The sequence below is a fragment of the Sphaerisporangium sp. NPDC005289 genome, assembly GCF_040607455.1.
Taxonomy (GTDB): Bacteria; Actinomycetota; Actinomycetes; order Streptosporangiales; family Streptosporangiaceae; genus Sphaerisporangium; species Sphaerisporangium rhizosphaerae.
In genome coordinates, this window is sequence record NZ_JBEXGS010000035.1 from 1 (window position 1) to 18,643 (window position 18,643).

Sequence of the window (18,643 nt, forward strand, 5' to 3'; positions counted from 1 at the left end):
TCCACCGCCGAGATCTGCTGGTTGATGTCATTGGTCGGCTCGACCGGCTTGAACTCCACATCGGAGTACTTCTTCGCCGCGTCCTGCGCGTTCTTCGTGATCGCCGCGATCCAGCCGTGGTCGGCCGCGGGCGCGGAGAACCCGATGACGACCTTGGTGCCCGGCTGGTCGTTGTCGGTGCCGCCCGAGTTGGCCTGCGGGGCGGCGGCGGCCGAGCTCGCGGCGGGCGCCGGCTCGTTGCTGGTGCAGGCGGCGACGAGGGCTCCCGCGCCGACGACGGCTCCGCTGACGAGGAACCCTCGCCTGGCGACGCGCTTGTCCATGGTCATTTTCTCCTTCTGGTACAGGGGGTCGCCGGCCCTCGGCGCGAGAGGCGTTCCGGGGCAGCGGTGGGGACGACCTGGCGGTGACCCGCCTATGTGCGCGATTCCAGGCTCCGCCGCTGGAGCAGCACGGCGATCACGATGATCAGGCCCTTGGCGATGAGCTGGTCGCTGGTGTTAAGGCCGTTGAGGATGAACAGGTTGGTGATGACCGTGAAGATCAGCAGCCCGAGGATCGAGCCGATGATGGTCCCCCGGCCACCGGTGAGCAGGGTTCCCCCGATGATGACCGCGGCGATCGCGTCCAGTTCGTACAGATCGCCGTGTGTGCTGGAGCCCGTGGTCGTACGGGCCATGATGAGCACCGCGGCGATGCCGCAGCACAGGCCGGACAGCGCGTACAGCGTCATCGTGTGACGCCGCACGTCGATGCCGGCGAGCCGGGCGGCCTCCGGGTTGCCGCCGACCGCGTAGGTGCGCCGCCCGAACGTCGTGCGGTTGAGCACGAGCCATCCGATGGCGACCACCAGCGCGAAGATGTAGACCAGCAGCGGCAGGCCGAGCACCCGCGTCGTGGAAAGCTCCACGATGGCGCTGTTGTCCGGCTGCACGAGCTGGGTCCTGCGGTCGGACATCCGCTGCGCGAGACCGCGCGCCGCCACGAGCATGGCGAGCGTCGCGATGAACGGCACCATCCGCCCGTAGGAGATCAGGAATCCGCTGACCAGCCCCGCGCCGGTTCCGACCAGGATGGCGCAGATCGCCATCACGACCGGCCCGTACGCCTGGGTGGCGAGCGTCGTGGCCCACACCGAGGCCAGGGCCATGACCGCCCCGACCGACAGGTCGATGCCGCCGCCGATGATGACGAAGGTCATCCCGACCGTGATGACGCCGATCGTCGAGGCCAGGGCGAGGATACTGACGAGGTTGGAGGAGGTGGCGAAGCTCTCGGGGGTGGTGACCAGGCCGACCACCGCCAGCAGCGCGAGCGCCACGACCAGGCCGAGGTGGCGGGCCTGACCCATCCGGCCCAGCACGCCGGGACCCGTGGCCGCGGTCGCCCGCGCCTGGTTCTCGACGCGGGCGTGCTCGTCGGCGGGCGGCCGGACGTCCTCGGGCACCTGTTCGCCGGCGGCGCCGAGGTCCCGTGCGGGCGGGTCGCCGACGTCGCCGGGAGTGCCGCTGTCCGAGGCGCGTGCGTCCGTCACAGCGCGCTCCCTTCCATGATCATGTCGAGGACGCGCGGCTCGTCGAGGTCGCGCGCGTCCGACTCGTGGATGACTCTGCCTTCACGCAGGACCAGGACCCGGTCGGCCAGGCCGAGCACCTCCGGGACCTCGCTGGACACCAGCAGCACGCCCACGCCCTCGTCGGCCAGCCGCCGGATCACGGCGTACAGCTCGGCGCGGGCGCCCACGTCGACCCCCCGGGTCGGCTCGTCGAGGAGCAGCAGTTTGCGGTCCTCGACCAGCCACCGGGCGAACACGGCCTTCTGCTGGTTGCCGCCCGAGAGGGTTCTGACCGGACGGTCGGGGTCGCCGGGACGGATGTCGAGCGTCTCGACCAGGCGGGCGGCCGCGGTGCGCTCCTGCCCGCGATCCATCCAGCCCAGTCGCGAGTACTTCTTCAGCCCGGCGATGGTGATGTTGCGGGCGACGGTCTCGTTCATCAGCAGGGCCTGCGACTTGCGCTCCTCGGGCGCGAGCCCCATGCCGAGCCGCACGGCCCGCCCGGTGCTGCCGGGCGGCACCGGACGGCCCGCCAGCACGACCCGTCCCGAGGCCGCCTTGCGGGCGCCGTAGACCGTCTCGACGATCTCCGACCGGCCGGAGCCGACCAGGCCCGCCAGGCCGACGATCTCGCCCTCCCTGACGCTGAAGGAGACGTCGGCGAAGCGGCCGGGCAGCGTCAGGCCCTCGACGCGCAGCACCTCGGCGTGCTCGTCGTGGGCGCCGGGCGCCGGGCGCGGGGGGAAGACGTACTCCACGTCCCTGCCCGTCATCAGCGACACGACCGTGGAGGTCGGCGTCTCGCGCGCCGGAAGCCCGACGGCGGCCGTCCTGCCGTCCTTGAGCACGGTGACCCGATCGCCGATCTCGCGGATCTCCTCCAGGCGGTGGGAGATGTAGACGACCGCCACGCCCTGCGCCGTCAGGTCCCTGATGACGCGGAACAGGTTGGCGACCTCGTCGTGGGCCAGCGCGGCCGACGGCTCGTCCATGACGATCAGCCGGGCCTCGTGGGACAGGGCCCGCGCCATGCTGACGATCTGCTTGCCCGCGGCCGGCAGCCGCCCGACCTCGGTCCCGGGCCGCATCTCGCCGTGCCCGAGCCGGTTGAGCAGCGCGGCGGCGGCCCGGTTCATGTCGCGTCTGCGGGTGAAGCCGAACGCGGCGTGCTCGTGGCCGAGGAAGATGTTCTCCGCGATCGACAGGCCGTCGACCAGGTCGAGCTCCTGGTAGATCGTCGAGATGCCCGACCTGATGGCCGCGATGGGCCCGGCGAAGCGCACGGGCTCGCCGCCGAAGGTCACGGTGCCCTCGTCCGGGCGGTGCGCACCGGCGAGGATCTTGATCAGGGTGGACTTCCCCGCGCCGTTCTGCCCGAGCAGGCAGTGGACCTCGCCGGCCCGGACGTCCAGGTCGACGCCGTCCAGGGCGCGCACGCCGGGGAACTGCTTCACGATCCCTCGCATGACCAGCAGGTCGCTCACAGGGCCTCCGAAGTGGGTCGGGTAGTGGTTCTGGTCGGAACGGAAGTGCGGTGAAGGTCGGTGAAGGACACGGCCGGGCGGTGGGCAGGGGACGGGGTCACGAGGCGCTGAACACGTGGTCGCTGATCAGCCGGGCGCCTCCGATGATCCCGGCGGTGTCGCCGAGCTCGGAGAGCACGATGGGCAGATTCCCGGTCGCCAGCGGCAGCGACCGGCGGTACACGACGCTCCTGATCTCCGCGAGTAGTACGTGGCCCAGACGGGCCACGCCTCCCGCGATGATCACCAGGCCGGGGTTGAAGAAGCTGACCAGGCCGGCCATCACTTGGCCCACCTGCCGCCCGCCTTCCCGGATGAGTTGGAGGGCGGCCTGGTCGCCGAGGGTCGCCGCCGCGGCCACGTCCTCGGCGGACAGCCTGCCGCCCAGCGCCAGCCGCTCGCCGAGGTAGGGAGAGCGCGGGGCGATCCTGACCGCCTCCCTCGCCAGCGCCGCGCCGCCGAAGTACGCCTCCAGGCACCCGGTGTTGCCGCAGGTGCAGAGCGGTCCCTGGTCGTCGACCCGCATGTGGCCGATGTCGCCAGCGCTGCCGGAGACCCCGCGGTAGATCTTGCCGTCGACCACGATGCCGCAGCCGATGCCGGTGCCGATCTTGATGAGCAGGAAGTCGTCGACCTGCTTGGCCAGGCCCGCGTGCAGTTCGCCGAGCGCCATGAGGTTCACGTCGTTGTCCACCATGGCCGGGCAGCCGAGCTCCTGGCTGACGACCTCCCTGACCGGATAGCGGTCCCAGCCGGGCATGATCGGCGGCGCGAACGGGACGCCGTCGCGGAAGCTCACCGGGCCGGGCACCCCGATGCCGGCCCCGTGGAGCTGGGTGAACAGCCCCTGCTCGCGGAGCTTGGCGAGCAGCTCCATCGCCAGGCCGAGCACGATGGCGGGCCCCTCGCGGACCTCGCACGGCTGGCTCACGTGGCCGAGGATCTCCAGCTCGCCGTTGGTGACGGCCACGTCCACCGAGGTGGCGCCGATGTCGATGCCGGCGAACCTCAGGTGGGGAGACAGCCGGACCATCCCCGACCGCCGGCCGCCGCGCGAGGCCGCGAGCCCGGCCTGCTCGACCAGGCCCGTCTCGATGAGACGGTCCAGCTCGAGATTGAGCTTGGAGCGGGAGAGCGAGACGTCGTCCCCCAGCTCCGCTCGCGACCGGCCGCCCTCGCGCAGCAGGCGGAGCAGGGTTGCCTGGTGCACGTTGTCCGGCCGTACGGGCATGCGTTTCACAGCGCCTCCGCACGGAGTGTGGTGACGCCGAAGCTAGTTCACCCGCGCCGTGCTGAAAAGCACTTTTTGATGACAATCAGTAACTTTCGCTGTTATCAACAAAAGCACGTGACGCAGGTCACCGCCGCTGTCCACAGCGGCCGACCTGCGGGACGACCGCACCCGCCGCGCCATGTGAGCGGTAACTCGACCGGCGCCACCGAAGCCGGATCATCTCTTCCGCGCCTCAAACATCGGAGCTATGCGGGACGCATGCGCCCCGGCGGCTCACGGGCCGCCGGGGCGTACCGTCAGAGCATGGCCTTCATGGACGCGGCCGCCTGCTCGCCCAGCGTGGTCGGGCGCACATAGGGCTCCTCGGCGAGGATGGCCTCCCAGTTGTCGCGGATCGCCTCGATCGTCAGGTCGTCGGTCCGCCACCCGGGCCCCTCGGCGACGAAGACGCGGGCGACGCGCCCGGCGCCCACGCTGAAGACCTCGCCACTGGTCGGGCAGCTCTCATGGGCGAGGAAGGCGACCAGCGGGCTGACGCGGTCGGCGGTGAACCTCTGCTCGAACTCGGCCGGCAGCAGCGACTCGGTCATCCGCGTCCAGGCGATCGGCGCGATGGCGTTGGCCTTGATGCCCGCCCGGGCGCCCTCGATGCCGAGGGTCTTGGTCAGCCCCACCAGCCCCATCTTGGCGGTGGAGTAGTTGGCCTGGCCGAAGTTGCCGAACAGGCCGGCGGGGGAGGAGGTGTTGACGATGCGGCCGTACCCCTGCTCCTTCATGTGCGGGAACGCCGCACGGCTGACCAGGAACGACCCGCGCACGTGCACGGCGAGCACGGCGTCGAACTCCTCCACGGCCATCTTGCCGAGGGACTTGTCGCGCAGGATGCCCGCGTTGTTGACCACGATGTCCACCCGGCCGAACGCGTCGCGCGCGGTCTGCACGATCGCCTCGGCGCCCTCGGGCGTCGCCACGTTGTCGGCGTTGGCGACCGCCTCGCCGCCGTTCTTGGCGATCAGCTCGACGACCTCGGCCGCGGGCCCCGTGGACGCCCCGGTGCCGTCGAGCGCGCCGCCGAGGTCGTTGACGACGACCTTGGCGCCGCGTTCGGCGAGCAGGATGGCGTGCGACCTGCCGAGACCGTGCCCGGCCCCGGTGACGACCGCGACCTTCCCGTCGAACCTCAGTTCCGACATGCGCCCACCCTTCGAGGAGAATCCAGGAGAACAACATTCTAGAAAGCTGGCTTCACAATATCGCGCGGCGCCCTCGCGCCCCAGACCCCGGCGCCGCGCCCTCCCGCCCGGACCCACGCCGGCGCCGCGTCCTCGCGCCTCAGCCCCCGGCGCCGCGTCCTCGCGCCTCAGACCCCGGCGCCGCGTCCTCGCGCCTCAGACCCACCCACGTTCCGGCTCTCGGGATCCCGGCGACCCAGCGTCACGACGCCCGATCGCCCGCCCGTTCTCGCCGTCGCGGCGGCCGGAGAATCGGGACCGCACCAGCGCGAGGACGATGTAGCGGATAGTGATCGGGCGGCTGTGATTCTGCTATAGTTTCTGCCCCGCGAGGGCGAGGGTCGGTGTCGGCCCCCAGCTTCGCCGGGCCCCGTCCGCGACCCCCCTGGGCTGGAGGCCTCGCATGCCCGCACAGCCGCCCCTCCGCGTCATCCAGTGGGCCACGGGCGCCGTCGGCGGCTATGCGCTTCACAGCGTCATCACCCGGCCCGAGTTCGATCTCGTCGGCGTGCTGGTGTACGACCCCGGCAAGGTGGGCCTGGACGCCGGGGGCCTCGTCGGGCTCCCCGAGACCGGCGTGCTGTGCGTGGACGACGTCGACCGCGTCATGGCCACCGAGGCCGACTGCGTGCTGCACATGCCCCTGCCCGCCGCCTACTTCGGCGGCGACTACGCCGCCGACCTGCAGACGGTCTGCGCGCTGCTCGCGTCGGGCAAGAACGTCATCACCACCACGGGCTTCATCTACCCGCAGGTCTACGGCCAGGCCGTGGTGGCGCAACTCGAGTCGGCGTGCCGGGCCGGCGGCACCTCGGTGTACGGCACCGGCATCAACCCCGGCTTCATGAGCGACCTGCTGCCGCTCGCCCTCACCGGCCTGTCGACGCGGCTGGACCACATCTACGTGCGCGAGTCGTCGGACTATCTCGGGCACCCTTCGCGGCAGATCGTCATGGACCTCATCGGCTTCGGCCGCTCCCCGAAGGACTACGCGACGGCCGTGCGTCCCTTCAGGGCCGTCCAGCGCGCGTTGTTCTCCGAGAGCGTCCAGCTCGTCGCCGAGGCGCTCGGCGTCGGGCTGGACGAGGTCGAGGAGAGCGACGAGTTCGAGCTGGCGGCGGAGGAGTTCGAGATCACCGCCGGCGTCATCGCCCCCGGCACGGTCTGCGCCTCGCGGTGGGTCTTCTCCGGGCTGGTCCGGGGGCGGCCGTTCATGACGGTGGAGTGCGTCTACAAGTCCGACGCCGCCAAGGTCCGCCGCTGGCCCGAGCCCGGCTTCGCCATCCACATCGAGGGACGGCCGCAGCTCATGCTGACGATCGACGAGGTGTCCCACGGCCTGGCGGGCGCCGCCGCGCACGCGGTCAACTCGATCGCCTCGGTCTGCGCGGCCCCGCCCGGCATCCGCACCCTTCTGGACCTCCCCCTCGCCACCGGCCGCGGCGCCACCCGCCTCCCCTGACCCCGCCGTACGGCGGACACCGGCCGTGCCGGTCAGGAAAGGTGGGAGACGATCTCGGTGAGGCGGGTCTTCTGGGTGACGGCGGTCCGGCGGGCCAGGGCGACGGTGGCGGCGTCCTTGCCCTCGTCGCGGGCCTTGTCGGCCAGCCGGGCCCCGTAGTCGGTGTGCCGGGCGAGCGTGGTCAGCCACAGGCGGTCGAACGCCGGGCCCGAGCGTCCCTTGAGCGCGAGAAGCCGGGCCGGGGTCAGCATGCCCTCCATCTGGTGCACCGGAGGCTTGTCGGAGTCCGGCACCGTGAACTGCCACATCCGCAGCGAGACCGCGAGCTCCTCGACCTGCGCGGCCTCCTCCCCGGTCAGGCGTTCGGCCAGCCCCCGCACGTACGGGTCGCGGCCGCGGCCGGGGACCAGCCGCGCCAGCGTGACCCCCTGGCGGTAGTGCAGGATCATCTCCCGGCGGAACAGCACGTCGGTGAGGTTGTAGGGCAGGTCGTCGTAGGACGCGGCCACCTTGACCGCCCCGCCGTCCGGCGCCGCGGCGCAGCCGCCCGCCGAGACCATGGTGACCAGCCCGAGCACGGCGGCCACACCGGCCGCGGCGACTCCCCTTGCGCCCATCACCGCATCCCCTCACCCTGGACGATCGCGCTTCCTCCGGGGGATACGGGCGCGGGGCGCCCGGTGTTCACCGCTCGCCGGTCACGGCGCCGCCGGGTACCAAAGGTCGGGCTCGTCGGGGCCGGCGGCCGGGGCGCGGCGGACGCGTCCCCGGGCCTCCAGGTACACCAGGTGGGCGAGGGTCTCGTTCGTGGCGGCCCTGCGCATGAAGGCCGGGATGGTCTCCCACGGCCGCGACCAGGTGAGCCGGGTGGTGAGGTCCCAGCAGGCCGCGCCGGGCGTCCGCCCCACCTCCGCCTCGATCTCGGCGAGCCTGCGGCCGTGGTGGGCGGTCACGTAGTCGACCCGGTCGGCCAGCTCCAGGAAGCGGAACTCGTGCGCGGGCAGCACCTCGTCCACCGGAAGGTCCCGGACGGCCGCCAGGGCGCCGAGGTAGTCGGCGAGCGGGTCCGGCGACGACTGCGGGTGGACGGCGACGATCGGCGTGATCCTCGCCAGCACGTGGTCCCCGGAGAACAGCACCCGCCGGGACGGGGAGAGGAAGCACAGGTGCCCGGGCGAGTGGCCGGGCGTCCAGGCGGCCCGCAGGTCCCACCCGGGCAGGCCGAGGAGCTCGCCGTCCTCGATCAGCCGGTCGGGCTTGGCCATCGTCACGTACTGCCGGATCATCTTGGACGCCCCGCTCAGCTCGTCCACGCTCACCGGCGGCACGCCACTGCGCACGAGCTGGGCCCGCTCGCGCTCGACCAGCGCGTCGAGCCTGGTCTCGTCGTAGCGCTCGTGCAGCAGCGCGGCGTCCGCCGGGTGCAGGCCGATCCACGCGCCGGACGCCTCGCGTACCCGCCCGGCCAGGCCGTAGTGGTCGGGGTGGATGTGGGTCACCAGCACCGCGCGCACGTCGGTCATCGCGTACCCGGCCACGCCGAGCCCGCCGGCCAGGGCCTCGTACGCCTCCTCGGTGTTCCAGCCGGCGTCGATGACCGCCACCCCGTCGGGGAGCTCCAGGGCGTACACCAGCACGTACCTGAGAGGGTTGATCGGGATCGGCACCGGGATGGACCACAGCCCGGGGCGCACCCGCTCGACCTCGGGCATCGCGCCGCCGATCCAGGCGTCCCGCTGTGCCGGGTTGGCCGGGGTGACCCGCCTGCCCGGCTCGGCCGCCGCCTCGACGGCCGGTCCCGCCCCCTGCTCGCCCATTCCGCGCTCCCTCCGGCGACCTTCGACGCCTCCGCCGGGGCCGTGCCCGGACCGGCGTCGTAACCGAAATCCGGGACCTGACCCCGAAACCCTCACAACGGACAACCGACGCCACGATTGTGCACCGCTCACCGAATGTTGTTCTACTCGGGGTGTGCGGTGGCCGTCGCCGTCCGGGGATGGACGCCTTCCTCCGCGTCGGGCGCGGCCGGCGGCAGCCGCAGGTACAGCGGGGCGGACAGCAGGATCACCAGGGCCGCGACCCACCAGGCGGCGGCCGTGCCCGCCCCGGACGCCAGCAACCCCAGGCCTAGGACGCCGGCCGTCCCGCCGAGCTGGAGCTGAAGCGAGTCCACCGACATCAGCGTCGCGCGCCGGGAGGAGGCGACCCGCCGGTGGAGCATCTCCGCGCGCACGATCTCGGCGACCGAGACCCCCGCGAACATCACCACATAGGCGGCGCAGGCGGCCACGACGCCGGCCGTGCCGGACAGCGCCACCGACGCCGCCAGGGACGCGAACGCCACCGCGCCGGCCGCCGTCCCGGCGACCGCCGCCGGCACCGGCCCGCGCAGCAGCCGTGCCACCCGGGGGGCCAGCCAGGACCCGAGGCCGCTGGCGCCGAACCCGGCCGCCGCGACGACGGCGTACACCGAACCGCCGGACTCGGCGGAGCCGGTCAGCGCGGCGAGCCTGCCGGGGGTGAGCATCTCGATGGCGCCGAGGCCGATGCCGATGACGAAGGCCATGAACAGCAGGCGGCGCAGCCCCGGCCGCCTGAACGCCAGCCCCAGCCCGGCGCCGACGGTGACCGGCACGTCGCGCAGCACCGATCCGAGGGAGGTGCGCGGACGCGGCGGCTCGGGCATCGCGAACAGCACGACGACGAACAGCACGGCCGCCGCCACCGCCGCGGCCACCATGGGAGCGGCCAGTCCGCCGGGCGCCACCAGCGGCAGGGCGCCGCCGATGAGCGTGCCGGCGCAGAGCGACGCCGAGCCCATGGCCTCTCCCTTGCCCAGGCCGGGCTTGAGGTCGGCGTCGGGGCCCTCGGCGGCGTGCAGGGCGTCGACGTACCACGCCTGCGCGGGCCCGCTGGCGAGCGCGCGGGCGACGCCCTTGAACACCGCCACCACGACGAACGCCCAGAACGAGCCCGCGACGGCCATCAGGCTCATCGCCACGACGCTGAACAGCGCCGAGACGGCGAGCACGGTGCGCCGCCCCACGACGTCTGCCAGCCCGCCGGTGGGCAGCTCCATGATCACCGCGGCGGCGGAGAACACGGCGGTCACGACGCCGACCTGCGCGAGGGTCAGGCCGCGCGAGGTCATCAGCAGCACCATCGAGGCCGTCATCAGGCCGGGCGGGAACCAGGTCAGGAAGCTGACGAGCAGGTAACGCCGCAGCGCGGCGCGGGCGGAGAGCGTCATGGGACGGGCGCTGGTCATCCGGTGTACCCCCTGGTCGGGAAGGCGGCGAAGTGGAGCATGACCGCCTCGGCCGCGGGATCGGCCGCGTCGGCGGCCTCCAGCTCGTGGATCATGGCCGAGACGCGCTCGTAGAGCAGCGTCACCGACGCGGGGGTGAGCCGGGCGTAGTGGTCGGACATGCCGGCGGCGGCGATCCACTCGGGCCCCCAGGAGTCGCGGTCGCGCTCGAACGCCGCGCGGTCGCCCGCCAGCGCCTCGAACTGCCGCTCGCGCATGAACCCGGCCGCCTCCCGCCCTTCTGGGGTGCCGCCGATCTCCAGTTCGTCCCAGGCGGTGTAGCGGTGCGCCGAACGCCAGCGGCGCTCACGCGCGTCGCGCCGCTCGGGATCCTCTTCGACGAAGCCGTACCTGGCGAGCTGCCGCAGGTGGTAGCTGGTCGAGCCCGAGCTCTCGCCGAGCCGGGCGGCCAGTTCGGTGGCGGTGGCCGGGCCGTCGAGGCGCAGGGCGCCGAGCAGCCGCACCCGCAGCGGGTGGGCCACGGCCTTCAGAGCCCGCGGATCGCGGACGCGGTAGACGTCGGACTCCTCGCTCTCATCGCTCATGTCGCCAAAGATAACTTTGCAAAGCTCTATTTGCAAAGATGTATTTGCGGAACTCCTCGCCACCCTCTCGGGGGATGAAACTTTCAGCCGCGGCCCGGCTCCGCCCGACGCCCGCGACCGGCCGGGAGCGAAGCGTCCGGCCAGACGGCACACCTAGGCGGCGGGTCGCGCGCCGTGCCGCCGGAGCGGGGCCGCCGCGGACCGCGCCCCGATCCATTGACGGCCCGGACACACGTTGGAAACATCGCGGGCACCGACGTCTATGGGAGCGCTCCCACATCCGGTTCCCTCAGACCCTCCGACCTTGACACCTGGGGATATCGCGTGATCAGACCATCCCGGCGATGGGCGGCCTCACTGGCCCTCACCGCGGCGGCCACGCTGGCCGCGTCCGCCCTGTCCAGCCCGGCCGCCCAGGCGTCCGGCGCGAACACGGCACCCACCAAGGCACGGGCCGCCGTCGCGAACGCCGACCCCGACGGCCCCGAGCAGATCCACAACGGGACCTTCGACAGCGGCAGCGACCCCTGGTGGCACACCGACAACATCACGTTCGACACCACCGGAGGACGGCTCTGCGCCGACATCCCCGGCGGCACGGTCAACCCGTGGGACGTCATCATCGGCCAGAACGACATCCCTCTCGTCCAGGGCGAGACCTACGCGTTCTCCTTCTCGGCCTCCGGCGACCCGTCGAGGGTCGGCAAGGCGATGGTGCAGATGCCCGTCGACCCCTACACGGCCTACGTGACCGCCAACCCGGAGCTCACCCCGGCCGGCGGGGACTTCCACTACACCTTCACCTCGCCGGTCGACCTGGCCACCGGCCAGGTGGTCTTCCAGATCGGCGGCAGCGCCACGCCGTGGCGGTTCTGCATGGACGACGTGAGCCTCAAGGGCGGCGCCGACCCTGAGGTGTACGTGCCGGACACCGGCCCGCGCGTCCGCGTCAACCAGGTCGCCTACCTGCCCAAAGGCCCGAAGAACGCCACCGTGGTCACCGAGGCCACGACCGCGCTGCCCTGGAAGCTGAAGAACGCCGCGGGCACCGTCGTCGCCTCCGGCACCTCCACGCCGCGCGGCGTGGACGCCAGCTCCGGGCAGAACGTCCACTCCATCGACTTCGGCGCCTACACCAAGGCGGGCGCCGGCTACACGCTGACGGCGGATGGCGAGACCAGCCGGCCCTTCGACATCGGCGCCAGCGCCTACGAGACGCTGCGCTCCGACGCGCTGAAGTTCTACTACCCGCAGCGCAGCGGCATCGCGATCCGCGACGACCTGCGCCCCGGCTACGGCCGGCCGGCCGGCCACATCGGAGTCGCGCCGAACCAGGGCGACACGAACGTGCCCTGCCAGCCCGGCGTCTGCGACTACACTCTGGACGTCTCCGGCGGCTGGTACGACGCGGGCGACCACGGCAAGTACGTGGTCAACGGCGGCATCTCCGTCGCCCAGCTCATGAGCGAGTACGAGCGCACCAAGAACGCCCCGACGGCCAAGCCCATGGGCGACAACGCGCTCGCGCTGCCGGAGAGCGGCAACGGCGTCCCCGACATCCTGGACGAGGCTCGCTGGGAGCAGGACTTCCTGCTGAAGATGCAGGTGCCGGACGGCAAGCCGTACGCGGGCATGGCGCACCACAAGATCCACGACGAGAACTGGACCGGCCTGCCGCAGCTGCCGCACACCGACGCGCAGAAGCGCCAGCTGCACCCGGTCTCGACCGCCGCCACGCTGAACCTCGCCGCCACGGCCGCCCAGGCCGCCCGGCTGTTCGCCCCCTACGACGCGGCGTTCGCCGCCAAGAACCTGACCGCCGCCCGCAAGGCGTGGGCCGCGGCCAAGGCCAACCCCGCCGTGCTCGCCTCGCCCTCCGACGGCACCGGCGGCGGAACCTACGACGACGCCGACGTCAGCGACGAGTTCTACTGGGCCGCCGCCGAGCTCTACATCTCGACCGGCGAGAAGGAGTTCCAGGACTACGTGCTGGCCTCGCCGCAGCACACGGCCGACATCTGGGGCGAGCGCGGCTTCGACTGGGGCCACGTCGCCCAGCTCGGCCGGCTCGACCTGGCCACCGTCCCGAACGCGCTGCCCGGCCGCGACCAGGTGCGCGCGTCGGTGGTCGCCGGAGCCGACAAGTACCTGGCCACGCTGACCGCGCACCCGTACGGGGTGCCCTACAACCCGCCCACCTATGACTGGGGCTCCAACAACCTGGTGCTGAACAACATGGTGGTCATGGCCGCGGCCTACGACCTCACCGGCACGCGCAAGTACCGGGACGGCGTCCTGCAGGGCATCGACTACATCTTCGGCCGCAACGCGCTGAACCAGTCCTACGTCACCGGGTACGGCGAGGTGAACTCGCACAACCAGCACAGCCGGTGGTACTCCCACCAGCTCGACGCCACGCTGCCCAACCCGCCCAAGGGCACCCTGGCCGGCGGCCCGAACTCCGGCATCCAGGACCCGCTCGCGGCCGAGAAGCTGAAGAACTGCAAGCCCCAGTTCTGCTACATCGACGACATCAACTCCTGGGCCACCAACGAGCTGACGATCAACTGGAACTCGCCCCTGTCGTGGGTCTCGGCCTTCGTCGCCGACCAGGGCGACGGCACGGTCAAGGCCCCCGGCAAGTGCCAGGTCACCTACACCACGCACGGGCAGTGGCCGGGCGGGTTCACCACCCAGGTGACCGTCAAGAACACCGGCTCCACCGCGGTGAACGGCTGGAGCCTCGCGTGGTCGTTCCTCGGCGGCCAGCAGGCCGGCCAGTCCTGGAACGCCGGGCTCACCCAGAGCGGCGCGAAGGTGACCGCGAAGAACGTGGCCTCCAACGCCAAGATCGGGGCCGGGCAGTCGATCACCTTCGGCTTCCTCGGCACCAACCCCGCCGGCGCCAACCCCAACCCGGACCTGTTCACCCTCAACGGAGCCGTCTGCTCCTGACCTGCGTCCTCACCGTCCGCCGGGCCGCCACCTCACGAGGTGGCGGCCCGGCCGTCGGCCGGATGCCGTCACGCCCGCCGCGCGGCCTTGGCTAGGGTGGGCGGCATGATCGGTGCCATCTGGATCGACGAGGCGGTCACCCGTCTGCGGCCGGACTTCCACGTCCTGGCCATCGGCGCGTACGGCCTGCTCAACGGGCCCTCCGACGAGCGCTCGCGCGGGTGGCTGGCCGAGGCGGCGGCCGGCGCCGTCACCCCCGGCCACGAGAACATCCTCGCCTGGCAGGACGCCTACCGCGCGTTCGGCGCCAAGCCGCAGCGCACCCGGCCCTCGGTCGACGCCCTGGTGCGCCGGATGCCGCCTCCGGAGATCAACCTGGTCGTCGACGCCTACAACGCGATCAGCATCCGTCACGTCCTGCCCATCGGCGGCGAGGACCTCGCCCACTACGAGGGCACGGCGCGGCTGGTCCGCGCGAGCGGCGAAGAGCCGTTCGACGCCGTCGAGAAGGGCGAGACGGTCATCGACCACCCCGAGATCGGCGAGGTGGTCTGGCGGGACGACCGCGGCGTCACCTGCCGCAGGTGGAACTGGCGCCAGTGCGTGCGCACCCGCATCACCGAGGACACCGTGGACGCGCTTTTCCTGCTCGAACGGCTGGCGCCGATGTCGCTGGAGGAGTTGGCGGCGGCCGGGGAGGAGCTCTCGGGCCTGCTGCGCGAGATCACGCCCGGCGTGCGCGTGGAGTCCCGGCTGGTCGGCCCCGCCTGAGGTCCTGCCGGCCTGCCGGAGTCCGGCCTGTGTCAGTCCGGCCTGTGCGAGTCCTGCCGGCCCATCGCGCCTGAGCCCGCTGATCGCCCGCCTGAGTCCGGGTCGGTCCGCGAGGCACGCCTGTGGCGCCGGGGGCAGAGCGAGCATGCCTGGAGGTGAGCATGACCTCACCCCCCGGACTGACTACCCGCGCGTGACCAGTTTGAACGGTCCTGGGATGATCGGGCGTGAGCCCGGCCACAGATAGCACGCGTTACTTCTGCGGGCGAGTAGCCTTGGACAGGTTCTTTATTCAACAACGCCGATCTGCGGAAGAGGGCGATTTCCGCCGTGTCGTCTGAGTCGTCGCGGACAAACCCCATGACCAACTTTGGCCAGAACGAGTGGCTTGTCGACGAGCTGTACCAGAAGTACCTCCAGGACCCCGAGTCTGTCGACCGTGCCTGGTGGAACTTCTTCGCTGATTACAACCCCAACTCCGGCACGAGCCGCGCGCAGGCGCCCGAGGGGTCCAACGGCGCGACGGCCGACGCCACCACGGCGACCGCGACCGCGCCGCCACAGCCCGTGCCGCCGCAGGCGGCGCCGGTGAAGGCCGCTCCGAAGGCCGCTCCCAAGGCCGCCAAGACGACTCCTGCGGCCCCGCAGGCCGCCGACAAGGCCAAGCCCGCGGCGGCGACCCCGTCCGGAGCCGAAGAGGTGCGGCTGCGTGGCGCGGCCGCCCGCACGGCGCAGAACATGGACCTCAGCCTGGCGGTCCCCACCGCCACGAGCGTCCGGGTGGTCCCAGCGAAGCTGCTCATCGACAACCGCATCGTCATCAACAATCACCTGTCGCGCGGTCGTGGCGGCAAGGTGTCCTTCACCCACATCATCGGCTTCGCCATCATCAAGGCGCTGTCGGCGATGCCCGACATGAACCACTCCTACGCCGAGATCGACGGCAAGCCGACGCTGATCAAGCCCGAGCACGTCGGCCTCGGCCTCGCCATCGACGTGCAGAAGAGCGACGGCACCCGCCAGCTCCTCGTCCCGTCGATCAAGAAGGCCGAGTCGCTGGACTTCCGCCAGTTCTGGACGGCCTACGAGGAGATCGTCCGCAAGGCGCGCGGCGGCAAGCTCGGCGTCGACGACTTCGCGGGCACCACGATCAGCCTCACCAACCCAGGCACCATCGGCACCGTCCACTCGGTCCCCCGCCTGATGCCCGGCCAGGGCACGATCATCGGCGTCGGCGCGATGGAGTACCCGGCCGAATACCAGGGCGCCTCCCCCGAGACGCTCAACCGCCTGGCGGTCAGCAAGGTCATGACGCTGACCAGCACCTACGACCACCGCATCATCCAGGGCGCCCAGTCCGGCGACTTCCTGCGGCGCATCCACCAGCTGCTGCTCGGCCAGGACGGCTTCTACGACGAGATCTTCCAGTCGCTGCGCATCCCCTACGAGCCGGTCCGCTGGGTCCAGGACATCTCGGCCACGCACGACGACGACGTCGCCAAGTCGGCCAGGGTCATCGAGCTGATCCACGCCTACCGCGTGCGCGGCCACCTCATGGCCGACACCGACCCGCTCGAGTACAACCAGCGCAAGCACCCCGACCTCGACATCAAGTCGCACGGCCTCACGCTGTGGGATCTCGAGCGCGAGTTCGCCACCGGCGGTTTCGGCGGCAAGCCGCTGATGAAGCTGCGCGACATCCTCGGCGTGCTGCGCGACTCCTACTGCCGCACGGTCGGCATCGAGTACATGCACATCCAGAACCCCGAAGAGCGGGCCTGGATCCAGAGCAAGGTCGAGAAGTCGCACGGCAGGGTGAGCCGCGAGGAGCAGTTGCACATCCTGCGCCGGCTCAACACCGCCGAGGCGTTCGAGACCTTCCTGCAGACCAAGTACGTCGGCCAGAAGCGCTTCTCGCTGGAGGGCGGCGAGTCGCTGATCCCGCTGCTCGACTCGGTGCTCAGCGACGCGGCCGAGGAGGAGCTCGACGAGGCCGTCATCGGCATGGCCCACCGCGGCCGGCTGAACGTCCTGGCCAACATCGTCGGCAAGTCCTACGCCCAGGTGTTCGGCGAGTTCGAGGGCAACCTCGACCCGCGCAGCGCCCACGGCTCGGGCGACGTGAAGTACCACCTCGGCGCGTCGGGCGACTTCACCACGCCCAGCGGCAAGAAGATCGCCGCGTCCGTGGTGGCCAACCCGTCCCACCTGGAGGCCGTCGACCCGGTGCTCGAAGGCGTCGTGCGGGCCAAGCAGGACCTGCTCGAGCGCGGCGAGGAGGGCTTCACCGTCCTGCCGGTGCTCGTGCACGGCGACGCCGCGTTCGCCGGCCAGGGCGTCGTGGCCGAGACCCTGCACCTGTCGCAGCTGCGCGGCTACCGCACGGGCGGCACGGTGCACGTCGTGGTGAACAACCAGGTCGGCTTCACCACCTCGCCCGCCTCCTCCCGGTCCAGCGTGTACGCCACGGACGTGGCCCGCATGATCCAGGCGCCGATCTTCCACGTGAACGGCGACGACCCCGAGGCCGTGGTCCGCGTGGGCCACCTGGCCTACGAGTACCGCAAGAAGTTCCGCAAGGACGTCGTCATCGACCTGGTGTGCTACCGCCGCCGGGGCCACAACGAGGCCGACAACCCGAGCTTCACCCAGCCGCTGATGTACGACCTGATCGACGCCAAGCGGTCGATCCGCAAGCTCTACACCGAGGCGCTGATCGGCCGGGGCGACATCACGGTGGAGGAGGCCGAGCAGGCGCTCCGCGACTACCAGGAGCAGCTCGAGCGGGCCTTCACCGAGACCCGCGAGGCCGGCAGGAAGCCGCTGGAGCCGGGCGCGGTCGTCAAGCCCGCCCCCGACGAGGTGGTGCCGTGGTCGCACGACGACACCCCGACGGGCATCTCCGAGGAGACGATCAAGCGGGTCGTCGAGACCCAGCTCACCCTGCCCGAGGGCTTCACGGTCCACCCCCGCCTGGCCCCGGTGCTCCAGCGCCGCGGCCAGATGGTGACCGAGGACGCCATCGACTGGGCCATGGGCGAGACGCTGGCCTTCGGCTCCCTGCTGATCGACGGCCACCCGGTGCGCCTGGTCGGGCAGGACTCCCGCCGGGGCACCTTCGGCCAGCGGCACGCCGTGCTGGTCGACCGGGTCACCGGTGAGGACCACACGCCGCTCAAGAGCTTCAACCAGGGCACCACGAAGTTCTACGTCTACGACTCCCTGCTGTCGGAGTTCGCGGCGATGGGCTTCGAGTACGGCTACAGCGTCGTGCGCCCGGACGCCCTGGTGGCCTGGGAGGCGCAGTTCGGCGACTTCGCCAACGGCGCCCAGTCGATCATCGACGAGTTCATCTCCTCCAGCGAGCAGAAGTGGGGCCAGCGCTCCGCGGTCGTGCTGCTGCTGCCGCACGGCTACGAGGGGCAGGGCCCCGACCACTCCTCGGCCCGCATCGAGCGGTTCCTGCAGATATGCGCGCTGGACAACATGACGGTCGCCCAGCCGACGACGCCGGCGAACTACTTCCACCTGCTGCGCTGGCAGGTGGTGTCGAACCGCCGCAGGCCGCTGATCGTCTTCACGCCGAAGTCCCTGCTGAGGCACAAGGCGGCGTCCTCGGCGAGCGCCGAGTTCACCTCCGGCGCGTTCCGCCCGGTGATCGGCGACGCCACCGTCACCCCGTCGGACGTCCGGCGCGTGGTGCTCTGCTCCGGCAGGGTGTACTACGACCTGGCGAACGCCCGTGACAAGCAGCAGCGCACGGACGTGGCGGTCGTCCGGCTCGAGCGGCTCTACCCGTTCCCGGCGGAGGAGCTGCGCGCCGAGCTGTCCCGCTACGGCTCCGACGTCGAGCTGATCTGGGCGCAGGACGAGCCGACCAACATGGGCCCGTGGCCGTACCTCACGCTGAAGCTCACCGAGGACCCCGGCCTGCTCGACGGGCGGCGGCTGCGCCGGGTGTCGCGTGCGGCCAACTCCTCCCCGGCGGCCGGCTCGCACGCCGCGCACGACGCCGAGCTGGAGCACATCGTCACCGAGAGCCTCGGCTGACGGGACGCG

General features: G+C 71.7%; 12 protein-coding genes and 1 pseudogene. 4 read left to right on the forward strand and 9 right to left on the reverse strand.

From position 1 onward, the window contains the following. The 5 genes and pseudogenes from ABZT47_RS37565 to ABZT47_RS37585 form a co-directional block, all read right to left on the reverse strand. Window positions 1-323, reverse strand: a pseudogene (locus tag ABZT47_RS37565) (sugar ABC transporter substrate-binding protein); the annotation flags it as partial. A 92-nt stretch (window positions 324-415) separates the two neighbouring features. Beyond that, window positions 416-1,534: an ABC transporter permease gene (locus ABZT47_RS37570; protein ID WP_354852875.1), complete on the reverse strand. Its 1,119-nt coding sequence runs from the start codon at window positions 1,532-1,534 to the stop codon at window positions 416-418. Then, window positions 1,531-3,039 (reverse strand): sugar ABC transporter ATP-binding protein, encoded by a 1,509-nt coding sequence (locus tag ABZT47_RS37575; RefSeq protein ID WP_354852877.1) that lies wholly within the window; start codon window positions 3,037-3,039, stop codon window positions 1,531-1,533. The genes ABZT47_RS37570 and ABZT47_RS37575 overlap by 4 nt, the downstream gene beginning before the upstream one ends. A gap of 97 nt (window positions 3,040-3,136) precedes the next feature. Next, window positions 3,137-4,309 carry an ROK family transcriptional regulator gene (locus ABZT47_RS37580; protein ID WP_354852992.1) on the reverse strand — a complete coding sequence of 391 codons (1,173 nt, stop codon included), beginning with the start codon at window positions 4,307-4,309 and terminating at the stop codon, window positions 3,137-3,139. Between the two features lie 299 nt (window positions 4,310-4,608). Beyond that, on the reverse strand, window positions 4,609-5,505 hold the full coding sequence (locus tag ABZT47_RS37585; protein WP_354852879.1) for an SDR family NAD(P)-dependent oxidoreductase: 897 nt from the start codon (window positions 5,503-5,505) through the stop codon (window positions 4,609-4,611). 442 nt (window positions 5,506-5,947) lie between these two features. On the opposite strand from ABZT47_RS37585, the gene ABZT47_RS37590 reads away from it, so the two are divergent. Beyond that, window positions 5,948-7,006: a dihydrodipicolinate reductase gene (locus ABZT47_RS37590; protein WP_354852881.1), complete on the forward strand. Its 1,059-nt coding sequence runs from the start codon at window positions 5,948-5,950 to the stop codon at window positions 7,004-7,006. Window positions 7,007-7,038: 32 nt separating this feature from the next. On the opposite strand, the gene ABZT47_RS37595 is transcribed toward ABZT47_RS37590, so the two are convergent. From ABZT47_RS37595 to ABZT47_RS37610, 4 genes are all read right to left on the reverse strand, one after another. Then, window positions 7,039-7,623: a DUF305 domain-containing protein gene (locus ABZT47_RS37595; RefSeq protein ID WP_354852883.1), complete on the reverse strand. Its 585-nt coding sequence runs from the start codon at window positions 7,621-7,623 to the stop codon at window positions 7,039-7,041. Between the two features lie 81 nt (window positions 7,624-7,704). After that, the gene (locus ABZT47_RS37600) at window positions 7,705-8,823 is read right to left on the reverse strand and encodes an MBL fold metallo-hydrolase (protein ID WP_354852884.1); all 1,119 of its coding nucleotides are present in this window, start codon (window positions 8,821-8,823) and stop codon (window positions 7,705-7,707) included. A gap of 143 nt (window positions 8,824-8,966) precedes the next feature. After that, window positions 8,967-10,274 carry an MFS transporter gene (locus ABZT47_RS37605; protein WP_354852886.1) on the reverse strand — a complete coding sequence of 436 codons (1,308 nt, stop codon included), beginning with the start codon at window positions 10,272-10,274 and terminating at the stop codon, window positions 8,967-8,969. Then, window positions 10,271-10,858 (reverse strand): helix-turn-helix domain-containing protein, encoded by a 588-nt coding sequence (locus ABZT47_RS37610; protein WP_354852887.1) that lies wholly within the window; start codon window positions 10,856-10,858, stop codon window positions 10,271-10,273. Before ABZT47_RS37610 ends, ABZT47_RS37605 begins: the two co-directional genes overlap by 4 nt. Window positions 10,859-11,182: 324 nt before the next feature. Between ABZT47_RS37610 and ABZT47_RS37615 the strand changes: the two genes are divergently transcribed. From ABZT47_RS37615 to ABZT47_RS37625, 3 genes are all read left to right on the forward strand, one after another. Beyond that, the gene (locus ABZT47_RS37615; protein WP_354852889.1) at window positions 11,183-13,813 is read left to right on the forward strand and encodes a glycoside hydrolase family 9 protein; all 2,631 of its coding nucleotides are present in this window, start codon (window positions 11,183-11,185) and stop codon (window positions 13,811-13,813) included. Window positions 13,814-13,918: 105 nt separating this feature from the next. Further along, window positions 13,919-14,584, forward strand: a complete 666-nt coding sequence (locus tag ABZT47_RS37620) for a phenylalanine--tRNA ligase beta subunit-related protein (protein WP_354852891.1) — start codon at window positions 13,919-13,921, stop codon at window positions 14,582-14,584. Between the two features lie 330 nt (window positions 14,585-14,914). After that, the gene (locus ABZT47_RS37625) at window positions 14,915-18,634 is read left to right on the forward strand and encodes a multifunctional oxoglutarate decarboxylase/oxoglutarate dehydrogenase thiamine pyrophosphate-binding subunit/dihydrolipoyllysine-residue succinyltransferase subunit (RefSeq protein ID WP_354852893.1); all 3,720 of its coding nucleotides are present in this window, start codon (window positions 14,915-14,917) and stop codon (window positions 18,632-18,634) included. Window positions 18,635-18,643: the final 9 nt, after the last annotated feature.